This window comes from Herpetosiphon gulosus (assembly GCF_039545135.1).
Classification (GTDB): domain Bacteria; phylum Chloroflexota; class Chloroflexia; order Chloroflexales; family Herpetosiphonaceae; genus Herpetosiphon; species Herpetosiphon gulosus.
The window spans coordinates 256,231-280,721 of sequence record NZ_BAABRU010000008.1; the positions used below are offsets into that span (position 1 = coordinate 256,231).

The 24,491-nt window shown below is 45.0% G+C and carries 16 protein-coding genes; 13 read left to right on the forward strand and 3 right to left on the reverse strand.

The window, feature by feature from the left end:
• Window positions 1–42: 42 nt before the first annotated feature.
• From ABEB26_RS13145 to ABEB26_RS13155, 3 genes are all read left to right on the forward strand, one after another.
• Window positions 43–1,539, forward strand: coding sequence for a class I adenylate-forming enzyme family protein (locus ABEB26_RS13145; protein WP_345722477.1), 1,497 nt, complete (start codon window positions 43–45; stop codon window positions 1,537–1,539).
• A gap of 60 nt (window positions 1,540–1,599) precedes the next feature.
• Window positions 1,600–3,258, forward strand: a complete 1,659-nt coding sequence (locus tag ABEB26_RS13150; protein ID WP_345722478.1) for an HAL/PAL/TAL family ammonia-lyase — start codon at window positions 1,600–1,602, stop codon at window positions 3,256–3,258.
• 195 nt (window positions 3,259–3,453) lie between these two features.
• On the forward strand, window positions 3,454–5,250 hold the full coding sequence (locus tag ABEB26_RS13155) for a choice-of-anchor Q domain-containing protein (RefSeq protein WP_345722479.1): 1,797 nt from the start codon (window positions 3,454–3,456) through the stop codon (window positions 5,248–5,250).
• Window positions 5,251–5,321: 71 nt separating this feature from the next.
• Here the strand turns inward: ABEB26_RS13155 and ABEB26_RS13160 are convergent, their stop codons facing one another.
• Window positions 5,322–5,924, reverse strand: a complete 603-nt coding sequence (locus ABEB26_RS13160) for an LOG family protein (RefSeq protein ID WP_345722480.1) — start codon at window positions 5,922–5,924, stop codon at window positions 5,322–5,324.
• A gap of 116 nt (window positions 5,925–6,040) precedes the next feature.
• Here ABEB26_RS13160 and ABEB26_RS13165 point away from each other — a divergent pair, with 116 nt between their 5' ends.
• From ABEB26_RS13165 to ABEB26_RS13210, 10 genes are all read left to right on the forward strand, one after another.
• Window positions 6,041–6,241 carry a transposase gene (locus ABEB26_RS13165; protein WP_345722481.1) on the forward strand — a complete coding sequence of 67 codons (201 nt, stop codon included), beginning with the start codon at window positions 6,041–6,043 and terminating at the stop codon, window positions 6,239–6,241.
• A 152-nt stretch (window positions 6,242–6,393) separates the two neighbouring features.
• Window positions 6,394–6,894 (forward strand): IS5 family transposase, encoded by a 501-nt coding sequence (locus ABEB26_RS26935; protein ID WP_486348307.1) that lies wholly within the window; start codon window positions 6,394–6,396, stop codon window positions 6,892–6,894.
• A 211-nt stretch (window positions 6,895–7,105) separates the two neighbouring features.
• Window positions 7,106–7,918, forward strand: a complete 813-nt coding sequence (locus ABEB26_RS13170; protein ID WP_345722482.1) for a DUF4007 family protein — start codon at window positions 7,106–7,108, stop codon at window positions 7,916–7,918.
• Entirely contained in the window at window positions 7,915–8,406 is a 492-nt protein-coding gene (locus tag ABEB26_RS13175) for a hypothetical protein (RefSeq protein WP_345722483.1), read from the forward strand. Before ABEB26_RS13170 ends, ABEB26_RS13175 begins: the two co-directional genes overlap by 4 nt.
• A complete protein-coding gene (locus ABEB26_RS13180) occupies window positions 8,381–13,438 on the forward strand; it encodes a hypothetical protein (RefSeq protein WP_345722484.1) in 5,058 nt (1,685 codons plus the stop codon). Before ABEB26_RS13175 ends, ABEB26_RS13180 begins: the two co-directional genes overlap by 26 nt.
• Window positions 13,435–15,765, forward strand: coding sequence for a hypothetical protein (locus ABEB26_RS13185; protein ID WP_345722485.1), 2,331 nt, complete (start codon window positions 13,435–13,437; stop codon window positions 15,763–15,765). Before ABEB26_RS13180 ends, ABEB26_RS13185 begins: the two co-directional genes overlap by 4 nt.
• Window positions 15,766–15,777: 12 nt before the next feature.
• Window positions 15,778–17,190 carry a BREX system Lon protease-like protein BrxL gene (gene brxL / locus ABEB26_RS13190; RefSeq protein WP_345722486.1) on the forward strand — a complete coding sequence of 471 codons (1,413 nt, stop codon included), beginning with the start codon at window positions 15,778–15,780 and terminating at the stop codon, window positions 17,188–17,190.
• A 349-nt stretch (window positions 17,191–17,539) separates the two neighbouring features.
• Window positions 17,540–19,528 carry an FG-GAP repeat protein gene (locus tag ABEB26_RS13200; protein ID WP_345722487.1) on the forward strand — a complete coding sequence of 663 codons (1,989 nt, stop codon included), beginning with the start codon at window positions 17,540–17,542 and terminating at the stop codon, window positions 19,526–19,528.
• Window positions 19,529–19,578: 50 nt separating this feature from the next.
• Entirely contained in the window at window positions 19,579–20,241 is a 663-nt protein-coding gene (locus tag ABEB26_RS13205) for an endonuclease III domain-containing protein (protein ID WP_345722488.1), read from the forward strand.
• Window positions 20,242–20,577: 336 nt separating this feature from the next.
• Window positions 20,578–21,936: a GH1 family beta-glucosidase gene (locus ABEB26_RS13210; RefSeq protein ID WP_345722489.1), complete on the forward strand. Its 1,359-nt coding sequence runs from the start codon at window positions 20,578–20,580 to the stop codon at window positions 21,934–21,936.
• Here the strand turns inward: ABEB26_RS13210 and ABEB26_RS13215 are convergent.
• Both ABEB26_RS13215 and ABEB26_RS13220 read right to left on the reverse strand, forming a co-directional pair.
• On the reverse strand, window positions 21,928–23,265 hold the full coding sequence (locus ABEB26_RS13215; protein WP_345722490.1) for a DJ-1/PfpI family protein: 1,338 nt from the start codon (window positions 23,263–23,265) through the stop codon (window positions 21,928–21,930). The two genes, ABEB26_RS13210 and ABEB26_RS13215, sit on opposite strands and share 9 nt — an antisense overlap.
• A complete protein-coding gene (locus ABEB26_RS13220) occupies window positions 23,259–24,233 on the reverse strand; it encodes a GlxA family transcriptional regulator (protein WP_345722491.1) in 975 nt (324 codons plus the stop codon). The genes ABEB26_RS13215 and ABEB26_RS13220 overlap by 7 nt, the downstream gene beginning before the upstream one ends.
• Between the last annotated feature and the right edge of the window lie 258 nt (window positions 24,234–24,491).

The window sequence follows — 24,491 nt, forward strand, 5'->3', positions numbered from 1 at the left end:
TGGACTGACCAACCATGAATTGATAAGGGAAAGATACAGCAGATGAATATTGCCCAGCATATTGAAAAAGCGCGACTTCACAGCCCCAACAAGCTAGCGCTGATTTTTGAAAATACTCACTATAGCTATCAAGATCTTGATCAATGGGCCAATCAAATTGCCAATGGTCTTGCCCAACTTGGCCTTCGGGTTGGTGATCGAGTCGCGCTTTTTTTGCCCAATATTCCTGAATTTATGGTTGGCTATCTTGGCATTATTAAACTCGGCGCAATTGCAGTTTCGTTGAATGTGCAACTTCAGCGCGACGAAATTAAATTTATTGTCAACGATAGCCAAGCTACCGCGATGATCACCACGCCAGAATTAGCCCAACTCGTGCCGACTGCTGAATGCCCAAGCCTCAAGCATGTGTTTGTGACTGGTTCAGTTGATGCATCCACAAGTTTAGCCAGCTTAATTGAATCAGCGCCCAAGGAATATCAAGCTCGGGCTATGCAGCCACATGATCCAGCTGCGATTGTTTATTCATCGGGTACGACGGGATTTCCCAAAGGCGTAACCCTCTCGCATCACAATATTATCTCGAATATGCAGGCTAAAAATCGCTATTGTGATATGCGCTCAAGCGATCGCTTATTGCTGTGCGTGCCACTTTTTCATTGTTTTGGCCAAAATGCGATTTTTAATAGTGCCCTGAATGCTGGAGCCACAATTGTATTACACCGCAGCTTTAATCTTGATTTAGTGCTACGTTCAATTCAAGCCGATCAAGTGACGATGTTTTTTGGTGTACCAACAATTTATCTCTTGTTATTGAATAAAACTGAGCCTGAGCAATTCCATGCTGTACGCTACTTTTTCTCGGGCGCAGCAATTTTGCCCGTTGAAATTGCTCAGCGTTGGTATGCAAAATATAAATTACCAATTCATGAAGGCTATGGTTTAACTGAAACTTCGCCATTTGCCGCCTATAACCATATTTCTGACTATAAACTTGGCTCGGTTGGTGTGCCAATTGAGCAGGTTGAAATAAAAATCGTCGATATTGAAACTGATGTCGAAGTCTTGCCCGATGAGGTAGGAGAAATTATTATTCGTGGCCCAAACGTTATGCTGGGCTATTGGAATAACCCAACCGCAACCGCGCAAGCAATTCGCAATGGTTGGTTTCATACTGGCGACCTGGGCAAAAAAGACCAAGCTGGTTATTTATTTATCGTTGATCGGTTGAAAGATATGATCAACGTTGCTGGGATTAAAGTGTACCCCGCTGAAGTCGAAAACGTGATCTATCAATTATCCGAGGTTGCTGAAGTTGCGGTCTATGGGGTTGCCGATGCGATTACTGGCGAACGGGTTGAAGCCCAAATCGTATTTAAACCCAATCAACAGCTGCCAATTCAAGCAATTATCGCGTTTTGTCGCCAACATATGGCGAGTTTCAAAGTGCCAACCGCAATCAAAGTCGTTGATTCGATTCCCAAAAACCCGACCGGCAAAGTGTTAAAACGGCTCTTACGCAACGAGGCTGGAGCCTAAGTTCGAAAGGTTTAGGACATGTTAGAGCGACTATCAACAAATTCAACGTTGGAAAACCACATGCGCCACCAAGTAACCCTAACAGGTACAGGCCTAACCATTGAGGACGTTGTTCGCGTGGCTCGCCATCATCACCCAGTTGGGCTAACCGATAACCCCACGATTTTGCAGCGAATTGAGGATTCGTGTGCTTATATCAACGATGCTGTCAAAGCCAGCAAGCCTGTCTATGGTGTAACAACTGGCTTTGGTGGTATGGCCGATGTGGTTATTTCGTCCGAGGAAGCTGCTGATTTGCAGAATAATGCAATTTGGTATCACAAAACTGGCGCTGGCAAATTGTTGCCCTTAGCCGATGTACGGGCAGCGATGTTACTGCGAGCCAACTCGCATATGCGTGGTGTTTCGGGCATTCGCTTGGAAATTATCCAACGTATGATGACCTTTTTGAATGCCAATGTCACGCCGCATGTGCGCGAGTTTGGCTCAATTGGGGCCAGCGGCGATTTAGTGCCATTGATTAGCATTACTGGAGCCTTGCTTGGCACTGATCCCGCTTTCCGTGTTGATTTTGATGGCGAGGATATTGATTGTCTTGAGGCGTTGGAACGGCTAAACTTGCCACGCTTACAGTTGTTGCCCAAAGAAGGCTTGGCCATGATGAATGGCACTTCGGTGATGACTGGGATTGCTTCGAATGTGCTGCATGATGCGCGGATTTTGCTGGGCTTGGCGCTAAATATCCATGGGTTGATGATTCAAGGTTTGCAAGGCACCAATCAATCGTTCCACCCCTTTATTCATCAACATAAAGCCCATACTGGCCAGGTTTGGGCCGCCGACCATATGCTACAAATCTTAGAAGGATCGGCTTTATCGCGCGATGAGCTTGATGGACGACATGAATACCGCGAAGGCGATTTGATTCAAGATCGCTATTCGTTGCGCTGCTTGCCGCAGTTTTTGGGGCCAATTATTGATGGCATGGCCTATATCACCCATCATTTGCGGGTCGAAATCAACTCGGCCAATGATAATCCTTTAATTAATACCGAAGATGGGGCCAGCTATCATGGTGGCAATTTCCTCGGCCAATACATTGGTGTTGGTATGGATCAACTGCGCTATTACATGGGCTTGATGGCCAAACACCTTGATGTGCAAATTGCCTTGTTGGTTTCGCCACAGTTCAACAATGGCTTATCAGCCTCGTTGGTCGGCAACACCGACCGCAAGGTCAATATGGGTCTCAAAGGCTTGCAAATTTCGGGCAACTCGATTATGCCAATTTTGGGATTTTTGGGTAACTCGTTGGCTGATCGCTTTCCAACTCATGCTGAGCAATTTAACCAAAATATCAATAGCCAAGGCTTTGGTTCGGCCAATTTGGCCCGCCAAACCATCGAAACCTTGCAACAATATATTGCGATTGCTTTGATTTTTGGGGTGCAAGCGGTCGATTTACGCACCTTCAAGCGAACTGGTCACTACAACGCAGTTGAAACGCTGTCGCCGATGACCGCCAAACTCTACAGTGCGATGCGTGAAGTGGTGGGCAAACCGATTTCGCACGAACGCCCCTACATTTGGAATGACAACGAGCAAGCTTTAGAACAACATATCAGCGCGATTGTCAGCGACATCACCAACGATGGGATTATTCCCCAAGCAATTCAAGAAACCTTAGATAGCTTGCGCTCAATTATTGTATTTGCCTAATAACTACTTAAAAATATTAATTAAGCAGGTATGCCAATTCTAGCCCTGAATGCAAGAATTGGCATACCTGCTTTAATCGAGTCATTCAGCTACAAAAACTCCACAAATGTGCCCTAAAAAGCCGAGCTTTTTAGATTGTGTTTAGTCTAGCCAACGTGCATACTGATGCTGCTGTAACTTTTTTGTGGAGGGTTTATGGGTGCTGTTGTACGTTGGCTATTGGTTGGGGTCATGGTGGTGGGTTTGAATTTGCCTGCCGAGGCGATAAAGCTCCATACGACGTTTGTCGTCACAACAACGGATGATGATTTTATTGCCGATAATGGTACATGTTCGTTGCGCGAGGCGCTTTATGCCGCCAATAGCAACCAAGCCTATGATGCTTGCCCGGCTGGCGGCGCGAACGATACGATTCAGCTAGCGGCGGCAAGCTATCGTTTAACCCGTACTGGCATGAATGATGAGACTGGTGCGCTGGGTGATCTGGATATTCTGAGCGATTTAACGATTACTGGGGTGAGTTCGGCCACCACGATAATTGATGGCATGGAAAGCGATCGGGTGTTGGATATCTACACCGCAACCGTTACCCTGAACAATCTACAAATTCGCAATGGTTTTGTGGATAACGATGATGAGCTTGGGCGCTATTACGGCCATGGCATTTTGCAACGCTATGGCAATGTGCATATTCAATCGAGTTTGATTGAACGCAATGGTTTGCTGCGCTCGACGATGCTAGGTAATAACTATGGTGGTGGCATTGCTAGCCTGAATGGAACCCTCAGCATTGACGATAGCACGATTCGGAGTAATGTTTTACGCTCATATGTTGATGGGTTTGATGAAGGTAGTGGTCATGGAGCCGGCTTATACATCAGTAGTCAAGCGGTTACTATTACCAATTCGTTGTTTGATAACAATCAGCGTGGATTTGGACCTGCGATTTACATGATCAAGGGTAATTTAAGTCTGCTGAATAGCGTGATTCAGCATTCATCCGATAGTCACCAAACCTCGGCTGCGATCAATGTCCTTGGTGGTAAGCTTACGATAACGGGTAGTAGTCTGTTGAATAATACGCCACAGGGTTTGTCGGTGCGTGGAGCAAGCAGCGCCACGCTTGCTGATACAAGCTTTGTTGGAAATGGCTCTAGTGATCCGAATGCCCGTGAATGCTCGCGTGGTGGAGCAATTTATAATGCGGCAACGCTTTCGGTTAGCCGAAGTCGCTTTATTGGCAATTATGCTGATCTTGGCGGCGGACTCTATCAGCATGCTGGCAAGGCAACCCTGCTTGATAGTGAATGGGTTGAAAATCGTAGCAGTGGCGGTGTTCGCAATGAAGAAGAGTGTTTTGGTTATGGCGGAGCAATCTACCAAAATCTAGGTGTGGTAACACTCGATACCAGCACCATCGCCCATAATTACTCGTTTTATACTGGTAGCGGGATTGCCCAACTCCAAGCGACTGCGCTGATGACAATTACCAATTCAACGATTGTTTCTAATACCAATCGCTACTATGAACATGATCCAAAATATCCAGATATGCGAACAGCGGGTCTTTATGCAACTGGTCGCATGAGCCTTGGCAATACGATTGTGGCCAATAACTATAATACCAGTGTGGCTGATGCCTATGATTGTATGGGCACAATTCTCAGTCTTGGTCATAATCTGTTGGAGCATCCTCGCCCGCAAACAATGTATCCATGTAGTTTTCAAGCGCAAGCCAGTGATCAACTTAATCTTGACCCGATGCTGGATCAGTTTGATTTTCATTCAGGCACGACCCGTAGTTACAGCCTGAATCCGCTGAGTCCAGCGATTGATGCTGGTGCTAATTGTGGTCCGTTTGATCAACGAGGAATTGCCCGCCCGCAAGATGGCGATGGTGATACCCAAGCGGTTTGTGATATTGGTGCATTTGAATATAGTTTGCCTGCGCCAACCCGCTTTGTGCTGTTTGTGCCCTACATTACCCAATAGTTAAATGATCAGGCGGGGATGGATCACGCATCCCCGCCGAATTTGTGGCCTAAAATTGTTAGTTTGAGCACTTAGAGTTCATCACGTTCGAGCCATTTGGCAATGCTGGTGGGTGCTTTGAAATTTGTTACGTCATGCAATACTTGATCAAGCGTGCTGCGAATTGAAATAAAACGCCGATGTTCTGGAGCCACAAAACCCTCGCTGACCGCTCCTTCGATAAAGGCCAGCAGCGGGTCATAATAGCCTTTGACATTCCAGACCACAATTGGTTTGGCGTGGATGCCAAGCTGGGCCCATGTTAAAATCTCAAATAATTCCTCGAACGTGCCTAGACCACCTGGTAGCGCGATAAAGGCGTTGGAACGTTCGGCCATCATGGCTTTGCGTTCATGCATGCTGCGTACCACAAAGCGTTGCGATAAGCGTGGATGCGCCACTTCTTTTAAAAACAAGCCATCGGGAATAATGCCTTCGACATAGCCACCAGCTGCCAGCGCACTATTGGCCAAAATTCCCATCAAGCCATTCGAAGAGCCACCATAAACTAAGCCTAACCCCCCTTGGGCTGCGGCGATACCGAGTTCCCTAGCTGCGTCGCTATAGTCGGGCTGCGCTCCATTGCGCGAACCACAGAACACACACACATTAAATTCTGGTCGTTTCATCGTCATGCCAATGCTGCTCCTTGTGTTGTTCCCTGCGGCACAGATCATAATAGCATGGAACCGCTTATTGTTTTAGGTTCTGTCTGATAATTCCATGGTAGACTCTGTGGCAGGAGGTAGGTATGGCTCCCCATGAATTAACCGATGTGCAGTTTGCATTAATTGTACTGCTCTTACCGACCGGAACGCGTCGTGGCCGCCCGTGGAATGACCATCGTCGCGTCGTGAATGGCGTATTTTGGAAGCTCAATACCGGCGTTCCTTGGCTTCCCGATCGCTATGGGTCGTGGAAAACGCTGTATGACCGCTTTGTGCTTTGGTGACGTGATGGTACCTGGGAACGCATCCTCACCGCGCTGCACATCACCGTGGATGCCGATGGCCAGCTCGATTGGCAGCAATGGAACATCGATGGCACGCTCATTCGCGCCAGTCGTGCGGCAGCGGGCGCACGCAAAAAAGGGCTTTGACGACCATGAACCCACCGACCACGCCCTCGGACGCTCCTGCGGCGGATTCGGCATCAAACTTCATATCCGATGGTCGCGGCCACCCATTATGCGCCTGTCTTACGCCCGGGCAGACCCACGAAATTACGGCGTTCAAAACCCTAATGCACCAGGTCGTCGTCCCCCAGCATCGCGGACAACCCCGCACCCGTCCGCACCAACTCGCGGGTGATCGCGGCTACGATGCCCGCCGTATCCGCCAGTGGCTTCAGCATCATGAGATTCGGTCAGTCATTCCGCCACGCCGCCGACGCGGGGTGCGCAAGGCTGGTCGTCCTATCGGCTATGACCCACAGGCCTATCGTGCCCGCAATGTCTTCGAACGCACGATTGGGTGGCTCAAAGAGTGCCGTTCGGTCGCCACGCGGTTTGAGAAACTGGCGCTGAACTATCTCGGATTCGTCCATTTGGCCTCTTGCACCATCAATACAGCTATCCTGAATTATCAGACAGAGCCTATAAGGTAAAATAATTTATATATGGATATCTAGATTTTTGTCCGAAATGAAAATTCTCCTAACATAATAGTGAATCGCTTACTTAATTAATAGTATACTGTTTGTACGATATTAGGATGGTCATATTTAATCTAACAATAACCTAACATTGGGATGAATAAAAATCAGGGTTTCAGTAAATTGGATTAAGCCTTTTGTTTTGTACACTTGAAGGATTCCTATGCGTGAATTTAGTTTTTATCAAGGATTCTCATTACGACGAGAACGTCTTGCAGGAATGTTACAAGCTGTTGCTGCTAACTCAACCGCGTCTGATGAAGAAATTGGTAGACATATGGGCGTAAATCCTTATATGGTTGAAGGGTTTCAAGGATGGCTTTGTAAAACAGGGCTAGGGTCTAAACAACATAAAGATTATAAACTTACCCCATTTGGTCGGCTAGCCGTACAATATGATCCTCTATTAAGTGATCAAGGTACATCTTGGATACTCCATTTTTATCTTTCAACTCAGCATGATGAGCGTGCTGAAGTATGGTATCGCTTTTTTAACCAATTTATTGTTCCTCATCAAACATTCACTCGTGATGAATTAGCCGTTGCTATTTCACGAAGTATAGAGGAACCACCTAAAAATAAGGCTTCGCTAACTAAAGATATTGGTGAACTATTAAAAGCATATACAAATACAGACGCATTAGGTGCACTAGGTCTTTTACAAAAGAGTGGTAAGGAACATTATTTTTCTGGAAATAATTCTTTACCTCATGCATTAATTGGTGCGTTTATGCTATTTGATACCTGGAATCGCTATTTTTCTGCTACAGATACATTGCGACTTACTCAAATCAGCCAAGAACTCGAAATGCTGGGGAAAGTAATCATTGGGAGCCGCGAGCGGATTCAGTCATTAATAGGCCAATTACAAACGCTAGGCTTGCTCGTAATTGCAGATACCCAACATGAGCCTGTAACCCGTCGGTTTAAAGAGTCGCCTTTTCTCCTTTTAGAGAAGTATTATCAACAACTATGAATTCAAGGTTTGAAACTGCCAAAACTCAATTCATCAAATGTTGTGTCGATCAGCCGCGCTATCGAGTAGCGTGGCTGATTGGTAAACCATTGAGTGGTAAGAGTAAATTAGCTCAAGAATTAAGCACTATACTTAATTGGCACTATATTAACTATACAACCACCCTTGGCTATTTTGATTCTCTCCGGTTAACGATAGCAAGCTATCAGCCATTGGATTTCATTAAAGCAATTCAAAGTTGGTGCATGAACACTCAATCAGAAGTGTTGATACTTGACGAAATCGATGCACTTTTAGCGTGTTGGTCTAATGATCAACGGCGAGTTTGGATAAGCCAGATTGCACGTTTAACAGGACTTCCATGTGGTCTTATCTTGGTGTCTCATCTTGTTGATTATACGGTTTTAGGGGCATATATTCCTGACAATGATGGTCGTTATGTTGTGCAACTAGGAGAAGATAATGAATCAATTACCACTAAACTATGATGCTCTTGTTTCTGTAGAGGCTGGGTTCAAACCATCAGTTCAATTACCATCTGATTTTGACAATGAGGATATCAATAAGCGACTTATTAATAGCTATATTCCTACCACCCAAACCGTTGATATTTTTACAGAAATTGCTCGGAGCCTGAGTCCTCATAGTACTGAACGTGCCAGAATGTTGGTTGGAACGTTTGGAACAGGTAAATCTGATTTGCTGCTTATGCTTTGTAATTACTTCTCCCAACCGGTTGATGCAGTTTCGATGCGAACTTTTTATCAACGCCTTGAGTCTATTAACGAAAATCAAGCTAATACTATTAAGCAACGGCGTAATGAAAACAAACCTTTCTTGGTTGTTTTATTACAAGCCGATGCAGTAACACCATTTCCGGGGTTTGTATTGTATGGCCTTCAGCAGGCATTAATGCGGCAAAATCTTCAAGATCTTATGGAAATAACTAAATATCAAGCAGCTCGAGAACTGATTGAAACGTGGGAACGAGATCACCACCCTCGACTTGCTGATTTACAAACCTTTTTATATGAACGTGAAAGTCGAGAGATATTAACGCTAAAGGCAGATTTAGCTAGCGCCCAAGCCGATATGGCATTGCCAATATTTCAACGAGCATTTAAAGCGGTAACTGGTACAGAGTTCAACATCTATGGCTATAGCCAACCCCATGAGACCTATGCACGAGTTGCCAAAGCACTACGTGATCGGGGAACTCATAGTGGTATTTTGCTCATTTGTGATGAATTTACCGAGTTTTTACGCCGTTTTGAAATGGGACAAGATATTGGCGAATTAGAGTCTGAGACAAAAGCAATAGAGAATATAGCTGAGCGTAGCGCAACATCAGGGGCTAATCAGATCCATTTTCTTATAGCAAGTTTAGATAGTTTTGCAAGTGCCTCAATGGAGAGTAATAGCACACAAGCAAATAAAGCTCTTGAGCGGAGTGGTGGCCGATTTAAGCAACATTCGTTGGCAATTCAAGGTAGCGAAGAATTACTGCGAGGGGCGATTCAGCGAACCGAACAAGGCAAACAGCTTGTTTTGCCAAATCGGCAACGTGACGAATTGCTTAACATTGCCCATGAGCGCTGGCCGTCACCGTGGCATAAGCGCGAATGGGTTCGGGATGTTGTGATTGAGGGTACATTTCCGCTCCATCCGCTCACCACGTTTGCTTTGCCACTGATTAACCGCAAAGTTGCTCAAAGTCAACGGACAATGTTTTTATTCCTTAATAGTAATCAAGGGTTACGGGGGTTTCTGAAAACAACAAAACTTCAAAGCATGTATCCTGATTGGTTCAATTTAGTAACTTTAGATTACTTGTTTGATTATTTTTACGAGAGTATTGAAATTAAAAAATCTGATATCACTGAGGCTTTTACCCATTCATTACAGCGCCTAGGTACTGCTACAGTTGATATTCGTATCGTTGATTTAGCAAAACGGATTTTAAAAGTTGTTGCCCTTGGCGAAGTCATTAGTGATAGCTTTCCTGGATTAACTCGTCAGCTCTTGCGACAGGCACTCAATATGCCAGAGTCGGCCCAAGCTGATTTAATGATAGCTCTCGATGTACTCGATGGGCTTGAAGCAATTTATCCTCCAAGCGAGACTGATAGTGATACTAGCGGGGTTTATAGTCTGCCAATGCAGGGACGAGTTAGCTCAAGACATCTTAAACAACGGATTAAAGCTATTGCCCAAACCCTCACTATTACTGTGGACAGTTTACAAGCCAAGCATAAGGCTGAATCAGTTAAAACACAATCCTATAATACTAATTATGGTACGCACCGTGAATTAACAGCGTTTTACGTTGCTCTAGCCTCTCTCACTTCATCAAATAAGCTAAAGGCTGATCTTGAGGCATCAGCAGATGGGCTATTGTGGTATGTTATTGCAACAAGTGATACAGACCAAGTGAAGGCACGAAGCGAGGCGCGTGAACTTACGAAAAAGCACCCAAATCTTGTAATTGGTATCCCATTAATGCCGCTTACGATACTAAATGTCTTAAAAGATTATGAAGCGCTTGAGCGGCTGAGGAATGATCCACAACTAGATACTGCTGCTAAAGACTATTTAAGGGATACGGCACAGGTTGGCAAAAGCTATAAATTGGCTTTGGAAACTGCCCTTAGCAAACTCCGTGATCCTAAACAATGGGAATGGTTTGCAAATGGATCTAATCGAACGCTTCCGCTACCCGATCTTGTGAATGATGTTATTAGCAAATTATTCAACGCTACGCCTATTCATCATCTTGGACAACACTTTAAGCCAAAAGGGTATTCACCAGCACTTGATGAGGCTATTGGCCATATAATTAAGGGGAAGATTCTTATTGCTAGCAATGGTTCAAGATCCGCAGATATGATTTTGAAAACTGCTGTGGTTAAACTTGGGTTGCTCAAGCAAGGAACCAAACAAGGTGCTTTTGATAGTTATACAGTAATCGAACCAGATGGGGGGACTCCTAAAAGCCTGAATGTATGGGAATGCATGCGATCCCATCTAACAAGTCGAAAATTATGGGCAGATCTCGTTGCAACTCTGCGTCAACCTCCTTATGGTATGTATAATTCATTATTAAGTGTATTTATTGCAGCCTTTTTTAATTATTATAGTGAGGCTGTTGATGTGACCAATGCACACATTGGTAATCAAGGATTTTTGAATATTGATGGGTCGTTAATCAAAAAAATGCTTGATCAACCCCATAATTTCTCCGTGCGCTATCAGCCATTAGAACCTAGTGAGTCGCAATGGCTTCGTGGAATGTTATTCTGTGGGCTAAAACAAAGTCTTGAGCAGGGGGTCACGCAAGGTATGACCTTACGTGCTCATGTTGCTGACCAGATTCGCCAATGGATTAAGCGATTGGCATTTCCTATGTTTGTGGGAACCTTAGAAGCTAGCATCTTGAAGGGGTTGTACCCCAATGTGGATTCTCAGTTGATTAACGTTGTACAGCAGCTTATTCAATCGAAAACCTTTGAATCTGATGTGCTTAATATGATTCCTCATGATGTGGGAATGCCTACTGATCATACAGTTTGGGATGAAACAAGCGTAGAAACTGGCCTTCAACGCTTTGAATTGGTTTGTCGTATGATCGAAAGGCTACCAAAACTACTCCATGAGTATGCGATTAATCGGGTAGCTGCTATATTTGGTGCCGATCCTGTAGATCCTGATGCTGCTCCTACGAACTATGATCGCCGTTGGGATACTATCTATCGGTGGCGAATGAGTCGTAAGATTGTACAGGTGAGTGGGTTGGCTCACTATCCTCGTGATTTGTTTCGGATTACAAATAGTTCTAATGGTTTAATTGAGACTAAATTGCTTGATGAATTTGCCCGCACCATTTCTGATGTGAATTCTGATTATCAGCGTTGGACTACATTTGATAAGCTGGAAAGAGTTATTGACGAAATATCAAAGGCTAAAAAAATCATTGATGAGCAGTGGGCGCAATCTGCATCAGTTGAAGAAGTATGGCTTGATGGGATTGCAACAGCTACATTAGGTCGTAAGACCGTTAATGTTAAAGATACTGCGGTAGCACGATATTTGGCAGAGTGGGCTACTCGTATTTCATGGCCAAGCTGGATTCATAGTGTTACTCCAAAGAGCATACAAGGAATTTACTCACACTTAAGTGAGCAACAGTCTCAAGATCTTCTGTATATGCTGCGCCGTATTAGCTATGATGCGACCCAATGGCAGAGCGAGCTTGCGACTACTTTGCCGAATCAGTTTGGCGCTGAGTCGTGGCATAAAGCTGATGTCATAAAAGCAATTATACGGTTTGAGGAAGCTATTAAGCGTGCAAATGTAATTGATCTTAAGGCACAAGAGCATATTATTAATGCTATTACCCAATTATTTGGTAGTGATGGTGATGGTAATCCAAATGATACTATTACTGAATGGCTCTTGGCACATCCGGTCGTTATACAGACCGATATTTCAGTAGAAGCCCAACAATTGCTCAAACACCTGAATGACAAGAATAATAATGATTTATCAACCTTGATATTAACTACTCTACCTCAATCATTGCCTCAAATTAGGAAGTCGTATCAAGAATGGGCTGATTATACAATATTTGGTCACTATTTTAAGCTGATTCAAGGAGTCATCCATGAAATTGCGACCTATATATCGGTTAGTGAAATAGAGTATCAATGGTTAACTGGAGTTGCATCTGCGTTTTCAAATCAACCTTTTAGTACCGATACACGCGATAAATCTCGTCTAATTCCATTAGTTTATCAAAAGTTGCTTGCTTGGCGTGATCAACAACAACTTCCAAGTTTTATTAATACTTTAGAACAAAAAGATTTGAATTTGATTATTGATCCTGCTAGCCACCATATGATTGATTCGATCTTATTGGTCTTAAAAACTAAAGCTAGAGATATAGATTTAATGGCAGAAATATTATTAGTCCGGCTGCCAAAATCTCTTCAAACTAGCAATAATAAACCAGAATTATTGGGTGAAGATATACAATCGCTTTTGGGAGATTTAGATCGTGTTTGTATGCTAGCTAGTCAAATTTCTAATAAATTTAAGCAGCTGATTTATAAGGAAATAGAAAATATTTTTGGGTTTAATCAAGGAGATTTTATAAAAAATTTATATACTTGGCGTGATGCACATATTTTGTTGTCAAATGATTCTATATCTACTCAATCCAAGCAATTCTTTAATATACTTCATGCTAATGGAGATCTTATGCTTGCATTATTGAATCAGATTCCAAAAATATTCCATAAAGTAGGTATTCCCTATAATCAATGGCCTACCTGGAATGTGTATGATACCTATATCGAGAACTTACGTGCTGCTGTGCAAGAAATTGAACAATATGGGGAAATTAAGGATTCTACACCAGCAGCAAATGAAGTTTGGAATATATTTAAGCGAGAATTTGATATGCTTACTATTGAAGAACAACGCTGGCTTATTAATAAATTTAATCAAGAGTTACGTGGATGATCACTATTACTGTTGACCTTTACAATTTCAGCGACCCACCATCATCTGCAATTCTAGCACAACGCGTAGAAGATTATGTATCTGTACGACAAAGGATACGATTAGCACTTGATATGCATCAAGTGCTAATCGTGTATGTGACCCATCGTACTGTATTGCACTGGTTTGATGATTTTCATCAATATCCAAGTTCAGTAATTCAGTGGCGATATGTTGATCCAACCCAAAAATATATAGATTTATTTGGGGTTGAGTCTCCTTCTGTATTACGTTTGGATTTAATAAAACAACTAGATCTTGACTCATTGCCAAACCCAACGCCTGGTACAACTGTCGATCCTATTAGCTGGATTTTAGGCCATAGATTAGATCAGATATGGAGTGATATACATGGTTCCCAACAGCATTTTGCTGAGTTGATTGCAACTATTTGTGAGCAGTATTCGCCATATCCTGATAGCTTATTGCCCTTAATCGAATTGAAACTTGGATCATGGGCTACATATGATCCAATTTATCAAACGCTCAATCCGCATACTCTTGTAAAAGATGCCCAGCGGCTCATCAATCGATGGGTGTTTCGCAATTATAAACAAGAATTTTTTGCTAATGATTATCGTGAATATATTAATGCTCCTTTGATGACAATGGGGCATACTCAAGCATCTCGGTATATAGCTGTAGTGCATGCACAAACGGATTTTATCAAATCCTATTGGAATAGCTGGTTTGTTGAGAGAGGGCAGAATAAAGAATCCTTAGATGGCGCTCTTCATGATATGTCTGGGTTGAGTTCATTAGAATTAGCTGCTATTATCCAGGTTCTTGATAAAAAGCCCGAATTGCTTGATTCATCACTATTAAGTGCAATTAAGACGAAATTCTCATTCCTCCCCGCTGGAAAGATTCATATTCGGGATTTGGCGAAGCGTATTCCACCTGATGAGCCGCAAATTCCAAGTCAGGAGTGGACTGAAGAGCGTTATCTTCAATGGGTTACGCAAGAATATATGCCTTATTTCAGTTGGGTTATTCGACATAAACAAAACCGTGAATATCAGCAGCAATGTGCTAATACGTTTAGTGACTGGCTTCTCGATCACTATCCAGCTTGGCTTAATAGTGCTAATTCTCCTGTGATAATGAATAACTATGGGGTAATGAGCCAACTCTTGGAGGATGATCCGAATGCGATAGTTCTTTGGCTAGTAGTAGATGGCCTGACATGGTGGCAAGGGGCATTGCTCTATGAAGTGTGTGAGTCCCATGGCTTATGGCTACAGATGAATGTCCCTAATATTGCAATACTACCCTCGATAACCACTATTTCTAAACGTGTATTGGTTACAGGCGTTACTAATGCTGATCCTAGTTTATCTATTGTAAGTGTGGCCCGATTGCAATTTAACAAGAGTCGAATCGAGCATTTCATCAGTGCTAATCGTGATGATCTGCTGAGAGAATTTAGGCAGCAATCCTCAAGATGTTATGTTCTATTAGATAATATGATTGATACGATTGCTCATCAAGGAAGTAACTTTACAGATAATCGTGCAATTAAAGGGCATTTGGAAGATCTCGCACAGTTGGCTGGAGATCTATACCAAATTTGTGAAACGAATGGCCAGAATTTTCATCTCCTTGTTAGTAGTGATCATGGCAGCACGCTGCTACCCTCAGAGGCAATAATGCTACCTTTGCCACGAAATACTAATGCGATCGATGAAGTTGATGATCAAGATATGCTATCCGTAGGTCAATCACGGAGTACAAGAGCAGCTTCGATTGCTGATCTTGGCCAACTGCCAAGCTATGAACATGAACAATGGTATATTCTCCATAAAGATCGCTACCAGTTGCCTGCCCATTATATTGTACCGCGAGGATATAACTATCTAAGCAGACGGCCATCCGGCTGGACTCATGGGGGTTTAACTCCAGAAGAAGTCGTTGTTCCTTTTATCCATTTGACATCGAATGTTCGCCATGTAATTCCACTAGAAATACAGCTGGTTGGTGGGTTACAGCTATCACAATCTAGTATTGTAAGGCTTGTGTTTACTAACTTCAATAAATTCCCATTTGAACGAGCAACTATGAGGCTCCCTAGTCTGAATTTGACTATCAATATAGATAGCTTTTCCTCAAATGGAAAAACTGAGATTTCCATCGAGTTTCCTTCGGTTAAGACTGAAAAGTCTGAAGTCGAGATTGCGTGGCGGCTTGATACAAGTTTGTTTGGTATACCTCATTCCCAAGAAGGCCAGACAACCATGCCGATTCGACGTTTACAAATCCAAGATAATTTTGAAGGCTTTGATATTTAGTATAGGTAGTTTATGACAGCACTTAACCCTTATGAACAAAAAGCACAGCAAGTATTTGGTGAAGTCTGTGTTAATAAAGCTTTAGTCCAACAGGCTGGGTTTGGAACACGCAGTATTCCTACCTTTGTGAGTGAATGGATTGTGACAAGGCATGCTCCTGATGGAATACTTGATGATCTTGCGCGAGACAAGATTCGGAACTTTTTAAATAAACATTTACCTACACGCGACCAAAAGCAACAACTGAAAGCACAACTTAAAAATGGCGAAACCCTCACAATTCTTGATCAGTATAATGTGGCCGTTGATCTTAAAAAAGATCAACATGATGTAACCATTCCAAGTTTAGATGAAAAAAAAGCCGGAATAGTAGAGCATCTTCTAGAGTTATATCCATTGTTGCTTGGTGATGGTGTATGGGGGGTGGGGAAGCTGAATTATCAACCACCGGATAAAAGTAGAGACGGGCAAATTATACTAAGTGATTTTCGCCCAATGCAGAATTCGACCCTGGATCTTGACTTATTCTGTGAACGACGGTCAGAATTTGCCCTTGATGAGTGGCGTGATTTATTGATTTCGAGTATGGGCTACAACCCTGAAAAATATAGTATTCCGCAGCAAATGCACCTATTAACTCGCTTAGTCCCTTTAATTCAAGAACGCGTTAATATGATCGAGCTTGCCCCCAAAGGAACTGGGAAATCATTTGTTTTCCTTAATTTGTCACGCTATGCTCGGCTTGTTTCGGGTGGCAAGGTTACTGCCGCTGGGTTATTCTATAACAATAATACCCGCCAAGTTGGCCTATTGGGTAACTATGACCTCGTAGTATTTGATGAAGCACAATCGCTTTCATTTGATAATCCAGGTGAGATCATTGGTGTTCTGAAAGATTATCTTGAATCAGGAAGCTTTTCACGAGGCGGAACCCAGAAGATTGAGGCTAGTGCTGGTATCATGATGCTAGCGAATATTCCACTTGATGAATACCAACGCCCGCGTCATCGGAATCTTTTTTCGGAATTACCAGCATTTCTGGGAGAAACAGCCTTTATTGATCGTATCCATGGGATACTGCCTGGCTGGGAGTTGCCAAGGATTAAAAATTCGCTTATTGCAACTGGTATTGGCTTTAAAGCCGATTATTTTGGTGATGTTCTCCATGGTCTGCGTCATAGAGCAGGATATGAGCAAATTGTCATTCAACATAACACTATTTCTGGGACAAATGATACACGCGATACCATTGCTATTACACGATTGGCTAGTGGTTTTTGTAAATTGCTGTTTCCGGATGGGCTGGTTAGTCCCGAAGATTTTCGAGAATATTGCCTTAAACCTGCGGTTCAACTTCGTCAACGAGTTCGTGATCAGCTGAGCTTGCTTGATCCTGAATATTCAGATGTAAGTATTGGTTGGTAGCCATTCGAAGAGCCACCATAGACGAGGCCTAAACCCCGTTGGGCTGCGGCGATACCGAGTTCCCTAGCTGCGTCGCTATAGTCGGGCTGCGCTCCATTGCGCGAACCACAGAACACACACACATTAAATTCTGGTCGTTTCATCATCATGCCAATGCTGCTCCTTGTGTTGTTCCCTGCGGCACAGATCATAATAGCATGGAACCGCCTGAGCTTATCGCAATAGGCTGAAATTCATTTTTTGCCACTCCACAACGTTAGATTAATAGCCCACAAAATTAACCCTTGAGCAGGCTAGGGCGGTCTGCTATGCTGCCCAAGCCGTTGCGAAATTAAAAAAGGAGCAGTGCATGGCTTTTCACTCTGATCAAACGTTGCCGACTATGCGAGTTGCTCGCCGAATTATTGCTGGATTATTGTTGTTGGCTTTGGTTATTGGTTTGGCACGAGTTGGACGGCTTGCCCATTCCCAACCAGCCCAACCAAACTCTCTCCGGGCAAGCGATTGGCACACCATCAGTCAGTTGCTACCACCAAGCCAACAAGCCTATCTCAAGGCCTCGAATACTGATATTGGCGATCTGTTTAGCTCAAGTGTGGCGCTCGATGGCAATACAATTGCGATTGGTGCTCCCAACGAATCAAGCTCGGCCAGTGGAATAAATGGTAATCAACAGGATAATAGTGCAATTAGCTCAGGCGCAGTCTATATTTTTGTACGGACTGGGACAACATGGAGCCAGCAAGCCTATATTAAAGCCTCAAATACCGATTTCAACGATCAATTCGGTCATAGTGTGGCGTTGTCTGGTGATACCTTGGTGGTTGGGGCACGCAATGAATCAAGCAATGCCACCGGAATTAATGGCAATCAAACTGATAATAGTGCCATGAATGCTGGGGCGGTCTATGTGTTTGTTCGCAGTGGTACGACCTGGAGTCAGCAAGCCTATCTCAAGGCTTCAAATGCCGAAGCCTTTGATCAATTTGGCTGGAGTATCGCGCTTGATGGCAATACCCTTGCAGTTGGGGCTAATCTTGAATCGAGCAATGCGACCGGGGTTAATGGCAACCAAGCCGATAATAATGCTGTGCGTTCAGGCGCAGCCTATATTTTTGTGCGCAGTGGTACGACCTGGAGCCAACAAGCTTACATTAAAGCTTCGAATACCGAAGCCCGCGATAATTTTGCGATGACGCTTGGCTTAAGCGGCGATCGCTTGGTGGTTGGGGCAGTCAATGAAGATAGCGCCGCCACTGGGATCAATGGTGATCAAGCTAATAATGCTGCAAGTGATTCAGGCGCAGCTTATGTGTTTGCCCGCAATGGCACGAGCTGGAGTCAACAAGCCTACTTCAAAGCCTCAAATACCGAGGCAGGCGATTTCTTTGGCGAGAGTGTAACGATTGATGGCTCCACCGTAGCGGTTGGGGCATGGTGGGAAGATAGCTCAGCCACAGGTATCAATGGCGACCAGAATAACAATAACACCACACTTTCTGGGGCTGCCTATGTCTATACGTTCGATGGAGTGAGTTGGAGCCAACAAGCCTACATCAAGGCTTCAAATACTGACACTGAAAATTATTTTGGTCATGCATTGGTGTTGAGTGGAGATCGGCTGATTGTTAGTGCTTATGCTGATAATAGCGCAACCACTGGTATCGATGGTGATCAACAGAATGCTGATGCTAGTGGTTCTGGAGCGGCTTTTGTCTTTGAACGTACTGGCACAACATGGAACCAACAGCATTATCTGAAGGCCTCGAATACTGGAGCCGAAGATTTTTTTGGCTATACCATGGCAACTGATGGCATAAGTTTGGTGGTTGGTGCAATGTATGAAGATAGCAATACAACTGGAATTGACGGCAATCAAGCTGATAATAGCGCCGATGTTGCTGGGGCGGCCTATGTGTTTAGCCTATCGCCATCGATTGCAAGTAATGTCTATTTGCCATTAGTTTTTAAACGAATGACAACCCTGCTGGCCACGATTAATCCAAGTGCGATCCCGATTCGCCCGATCACTGCGCAAGGTGAAACCTTTTTGAGTGTAACCTTTACGTTGCCCAGCGATTTGCCGACAACTGGTACTTATTATCTTTCGGCTAGCCCAACTAGCGTTGCGCCAAGTTTGGTTGATGATGCGGTGGTGGTGTATGCTAATAGTACCCAAATTTTTCGCCATGAATATTCAACCCCTAATTCGGCAATTGTAATTGTGCCCTATACAACCCTCGCGCCGTATGCTGGCCAATCAATCACTGTTCAATTTAATGATGTCTATGGCAGCGTGGTGCAGGCCTCGCCAATGTATCTGATTTGGGTTCCGTAACATCAGTTGCTATGGTAGGCTGGTAGGGCGATTGCTAGCTAGAAGGAACAATGATGGTTAACCCTGAGAAAGTGCTCCAAACTTTGCAAATTTTACGTGAACGCTTTGGACCACGCGTCTTGCACACCCAGCGTGATCCGCTTGATGAGTTGGTTTTGACGATTCTTTCGCAAAATACTTCCGACCGCAATAGTGGGCGGGCCTTTCGCGAACTCAAAGGGTGCTATCCAACTTGGGCGGCAGTGCTCAACGCCGAATCAAGCGAGCTAGAGCAAACAATTCGGGTTGGTGGGCTTGCCAAAATTAAGGCCGCACGGATTCAAAACACCTTGGCGGTGATTTTAGAACAGCGCGGCGAATTTAGTCTCGATTTTCTGCGCGAGCTAAGTTTGCACGAGGCCCGAGCTTGGCTAACCGCATTGCCAGGGATTGGCCCCAAAACTGCGGGTTGTGTGCTCTGTTTTGCTTGCAATCAGCCTGCCATGATCGTCGATACCCACATTCATCGCGTTGCCAAACGGGTTGGCATGATCGGCCCTAAAGTTTCTGCCGATGCCGCCCATGATTTGCTTGAAGCGGCTGTGCCAGTTGATCAAATGTATCAGTTTCACGTCAGTGTATTGCTGCATGGCCGCCAAATTTGCCATGCCCAACGCCCAGCCTGCGAACGTTGCCCATTAACTGAGATTTGCGATTTTTATCAAGCAAGTTGAACGTGCTTGCTGTGCTTGATGTAGGTCGATTAGCACGAATGTGATCAACAAAAACGATTGCGCTCAGCAGAAATCAGCCGCTCTAAGCAGTTTGTTCGCCAATAAAACATATTCTTGTAAGCGCTAGCATGTTTTAATCATCTTGCTAGCGCGATTGTTGTGAAAATAGGCGAAACCTGCTAAAATCCGCTTTGAAACCGATTCCAAATATGGGTTTTATGCGATATCAAACCAAAAGCTGCATTGCCAAGCGCACCAACCTACCGTACAATGGTTGGTGTGGGGCAATGCAGCTAGAGTATGCAGACAAAGCATGTCTGCAAGGAGTACTCCGGCATGACTCAGCGTGCCTTTCCTTCCGATTTCCTCTGGGGTTCCGCCACATCGTCGTATCAAATTGAAGGCGCTGCGTTTGCCGATGGCCGTAGCGAATCGATTTGGGATCGTTTTTGTAAACAACCAGGTGCTATTTTAGATCAAACCAATGGTGATATTGCCTGCGATCATTACAATCGCTATCGTGATGATGTAGCCTTGATGGCGCGTTTGGGCCTGCAAGCCTATCGTTTTTCGGTGGCTTGGCCGCGCGTGTTGCCCAATGGGCGTGGTGCGATCAATCAGGCTGGCCTCGATTTTTATCGACGCTTGGTTGATGAACTGCTGCAACATAACATTCGGCCATTTGTAACGCTTTACCACTGGGATTTGCCGCAAATTCTCGAAGATGCTGGCGGTTGGCCTGAGCGGGCTACGGCTGAAGCCTTCGTTGAATATGCCGATGTGGTCAGCCGTGCGTTAGGCGATACTGTCAAAGATTGGATTACCCACAACGAGCCATGGTGTGCAGGTATGTTGGGCTACCAAATTGGCGAGCATGCTCCAGGTCGTAAAAATTGGAATGACGGCTTGAAGGCCAGCCATCATCTTTTGCTCTCACACGGCTGGGCCGTTGATGTGATTCGGCGCAACGTGCCACAGGCTAGCGTTGGGATCACCCTGAACTTTACGCCTGCGATGCCTGCTTCACGCAGCACCGAAGACCTGAATGCAACCCGCCACTTCGATGGTTTCTTCAATCGCTGGTTCCTTGATCCAGTCTATGGCCGTGAGTATCCCGCCGATATGGTGCGCGATTACACTGAGCTTGGCTACTTGCCCAATGGCCTCGATTTTGTCCACGATGGCGATTTCAAGGCCATGGCCGCAACCACCGATTTCTTAGGCGTAAACTACTACAGTCGGGCGGTGATTCACGATCCTAAAACTGGAACCGCGCCCAAGCTTGATTCTGAATATACCGATATTGGCTGGGAAGTCTATCCCCAAGGCTTGGGCGATTTGCTCAAGCGCTTGGCCTTTGCCTACAACCCGGGCAAAATTTATGTAACCGAAAATGGGGCTAGCTACAACGATGGCCCCGATGGTCATGGCGAAGTCAACGACACCCGCCGCACCCAATATCTGCATGATCACCTGAGCGTTTGCTCCGAGGCAATTGCAGCTGGTGTGCCATTGGCGGGCTACTTTGTCTGGTCGTTGATGGATAACTTTGAGTGGGCCAAGGGCTATAGCCAACGCTTTGGCGTGATTTGGGTCGATTACGAAACCCAACAACGCATCCCCAAGGCTAGCGCTCATTGGTATAGCCGTGTGGTCAAGGCCAACGCCGTCCAACCATTGGAAGTTTTAGCCTAAGTTTTCGTTCGTAGCGGCGGATTTGCGCTTGTTGCTGATCCGCCGCAACCCATAGCACGCCCCAATTCCAACCCCTAACCAAACGCCAATTCCTATCAATGTACGCCACGGCCAACTTGCCCCATGCAAGGTTAATGGTTGGCGATATTCCATGCGTTTGGCGGCAAATTGAGCACTAGCTTGGTCTTGATCTATCGCAAATCGGACAAGCGCCTGCTCGAACATATTGCCTTGTTGTGCTAAATCAAGTTCGTGATAGGTCATTTGCTGCTGCTCGGCCCAGGTTTGAGCCTGTTGATTCGTGCCAAATCCAAGTAAACGATCAACCTTCGTAGTTGCTGCTTGATAACGTGGAACAAGTTGCAATCCATGGGCCGAGCGAATGCTTGGTTCTGCGCCAAGTGTCCGAAAATCATAAACCCATGAACCTGTATAAACATCGAAAAAAGCCGCTAATGCTAGTTCGTCAACTCCTTGATTGAGCCAAATACCCAGCGTTTGCTTGGGCCAATAGAAGGCCGCATTCAGCAGATAAACGCTATCGCTAGCTGTTACGCTGAAGGGCTGCATTGTGGCATGTTCTAGGTAACTTTGGTCTGAATAATTGATCATTTGGGCCAACTGCTGGCTTATATCTGAACCATGAAATTTTTGCAAAAAATAGAGGGTTGCATCAATCCCCGAGGTTAATCCGGCTGTGGTGATGATCTGTTGATTTGTATCGACATAACGTTGATTATTTTGCCATTTAACCTTGGGATAGCGCTTTTGCAAACTACTAAGATCGGCCCAATGCGCGGTTGCTGGCAAGCCATCAAGCAAGCCGCTTTCCGCTAAAACCTCAGCACCAGTACACCACGACATCACCATATTGGCTGCTTGGGATTGTTGGCGCAGCCATGCCAAAACTGGCTGATTTTGGCTGGCCTGAATATCGGTAATTGCTGGGACAATTACTAGGGCTGGTGGTTGCTCGAGCAGGGTTGCAAGGCTGTTAAACGAATAATCAGGCAGTAGATCAAGCCCACCGCTCAGGCTACGCACATTGGTTGTTTCGGCCACGGTATAGACATTATACAAGCCAGTTTTGGCTAATAAGGCATAGGGTGCCAGCACATCGGTAATTTCGCTAACCGTGTTGCCAAGCACAATCACGGCAGTTGGTTTTTGGGCATCATGTACTATTGGCTGTGATTGAATGTTGGGTTGATCCTTGCGGATACTCATCGCTACCTGCATTGAATAATAGCTACCAATACTGGTGGCCAACAGCAAAGGCAAACAAGCCACCAGCAAATAACCGAGGTGGGTCAGCTGACGTTTTAACATTGATTTGACTCCTGCGCATTCCGAGATTGAGTCGGATTTGTGCCAAAGTAGCGTTGCCAAAGCCGCCGAAAATGGCGGGCATCGCTAAACCCAACCTGCTGAGCGATGTGTTCAATGCTCCAAGCAGGGTTATGCAGCAAATTGGCGGCTAGCTCTAAACGTAACTGTTGCTGATAGCTGATGGGTGTTAGGCCGATCGTGGCGCGAAATGCCCGATTAAGCGAACGAACACTTAATTTGGCGATTTCTGCCAGTTGTTCGAGGCTGATTGTTTCGGTCAGATGCTCGGCAAGATAATCTTGAGCACGATGCACGCCGAGATGCAGATGGTTACGGTATTGCAGAAAGATGCTGTGCTGAGTTTGTTGGCCGCTGCGTCGCAGATAAAGTACCAATTGGCGAGCGATTTTCGCTACCAACAACGCATCATAATCTTGTTCAACAAGCGCCAAGGCCAGATCAATGCCTGTGCTAATTCCAGCGCTGGTGATAATCCGCTCAGCTTGAATATATAACACATTTTGGCGAACCTGAGCCTTGGGATAGCGTTGTTGTAATAATTCCAGCGCTGACCAGTGAGTTGTGCATGGGCGGTTATTGAGCAGGCCTGCCTCGCCAAGCACAAATGCCCCACTACAAATTGCCGCAATTCGGCAGCCAACAGCAGCAGCGGCATGCAGCCAACGTATGATCCTTGGATCAACTGGGGTGTTTAGATCGGCATAATAATCGAGCTGCACCCCAGGAATCAAAATCGTGGCTTCTGGTTGGATTTCGGGCAAGCCCGATTGAGTTTGCAGCACCAAACCTTGAGCGCTTGTGACAGTTGAATCTATACCACAAAATATTAATTGATAGTTTGCACCTTGTCGCCTTGCCTCAAAAAACACTTGGCTTGGGCCAGCGCAATCGAGCAATTGCACATGCGGCAAGAGCAATACATAGATTGGCCTGATCGATTCAAGCATGGCAACTCCTTCGGGCTAGTCGGCAGAATCTGGTCATAAGCATAATCAGCAATAAACCGTGCTACAAGGCTTAATCGTGCCAATAAGCGGACGGATTTGGCCATTTGATCCACGAAGGACACGAAGCGCACGAAGGGGTGAGGGGTCAGGATTCAGGGACAAGGGGTCAGATTTGCATTATCGATCCCAAGCAGTAATCCTGATTTTAGCCACAGATTGCCACAGATTTGTATGATTATTCTGCTGTGCCACATGCCT

What these genes read in the sequence shown, in the direction of transcription:
- ABEB26_RS13145 (WP_345722477.1), top strand. Translation starts at nt 43, where the DNA reads ATGAATATTGCCCAGCATATTGAAAAAGCGCGACTTCACAGCCCCAAC.
- ABEB26_RS13150 (WP_345722478.1), top strand. Translation starts at nt 1,600, where the DNA reads ATGCGCCACCAAGTAACCCTAACAGGTACAGGCCTAACCATTGAGGAC.
- ABEB26_RS13155 (WP_345722479.1), top strand. Translation starts at nt 3,454, where the DNA reads ATGGGTGCTGTTGTACGTTGGCTATTGGTTGGGGTCATGGTGGTGGGT.
- ABEB26_RS13160 (WP_345722480.1), bottom strand. Translation starts at nt 5,924, where the DNA reads ATGACGATGAAACGACCAGAATTTAATGTGTGTGTGTTCTGTGGTTCG.
- ABEB26_RS13165 (WP_345722481.1), top strand. Translation starts at nt 6,041, where the DNA reads ATGGCTCCCCATGAATTAACCGATGTGCAGTTTGCATTAATTGTACTG.
- ABEB26_RS26935 (WP_486348307.1), top strand. Translation starts at nt 6,394, where the DNA reads ATGAACCCACCGACCACGCCCTCGGACGCTCCTGCGGCGGATTCGGCA.
- ABEB26_RS13170 (WP_345722482.1), top strand. Translation starts at nt 7,106, where the DNA reads ATGCGTGAATTTAGTTTTTATCAAGGATTCTCATTACGACGAGAACGT.
- ABEB26_RS13175 (WP_345722483.1), top strand. Translation starts at nt 7,915, where the DNA reads ATGAATTCAAGGTTTGAAACTGCCAAAACTCAATTCATCAAATGTTGT.
- ABEB26_RS13180 (WP_345722484.1), top strand. Translation starts at nt 8,381, where the DNA reads ATGAATCAATTACCACTAAACTATGATGCTCTTGTTTCTGTAGAGGCT.
- ABEB26_RS13185 (WP_345722485.1), top strand. Translation starts at nt 13,435, where the DNA reads ATGATCACTATTACTGTTGACCTTTACAATTTCAGCGACCCACCATCA.
- brxL (WP_345722486.1), top strand. Translation starts at nt 15,778, where the DNA reads ATGACAGCACTTAACCCTTATGAACAAAAAGCACAGCAAGTATTTGGT.
- ABEB26_RS13200 (WP_345722487.1), top strand. Translation starts at nt 17,540, where the DNA reads ATGGCTTTTCACTCTGATCAAACGTTGCCGACTATGCGAGTTGCTCGC.
- ABEB26_RS13205 (WP_345722488.1), top strand. Translation starts at nt 19,579, where the DNA reads ATGATGGTTAACCCTGAGAAAGTGCTCCAAACTTTGCAAATTTTACGT.
- ABEB26_RS13210 (WP_345722489.1), top strand. Translation starts at nt 20,578, where the DNA reads ATGACTCAGCGTGCCTTTCCTTCCGATTTCCTCTGGGGTTCCGCCACA.
- ABEB26_RS13215 (WP_345722490.1), bottom strand. Translation starts at nt 23,265, where the DNA reads ATGTTAAAACGTCAGCTGACCCACCTCGGTTATTTGCTGGTGGCTTGT.
- ABEB26_RS13220 (WP_345722491.1), bottom strand. Translation starts at nt 24,233, where the DNA reads ATGCTTGAATCGATCAGGCCAATCTATGTATTGCTCTTGCCGCATGTG.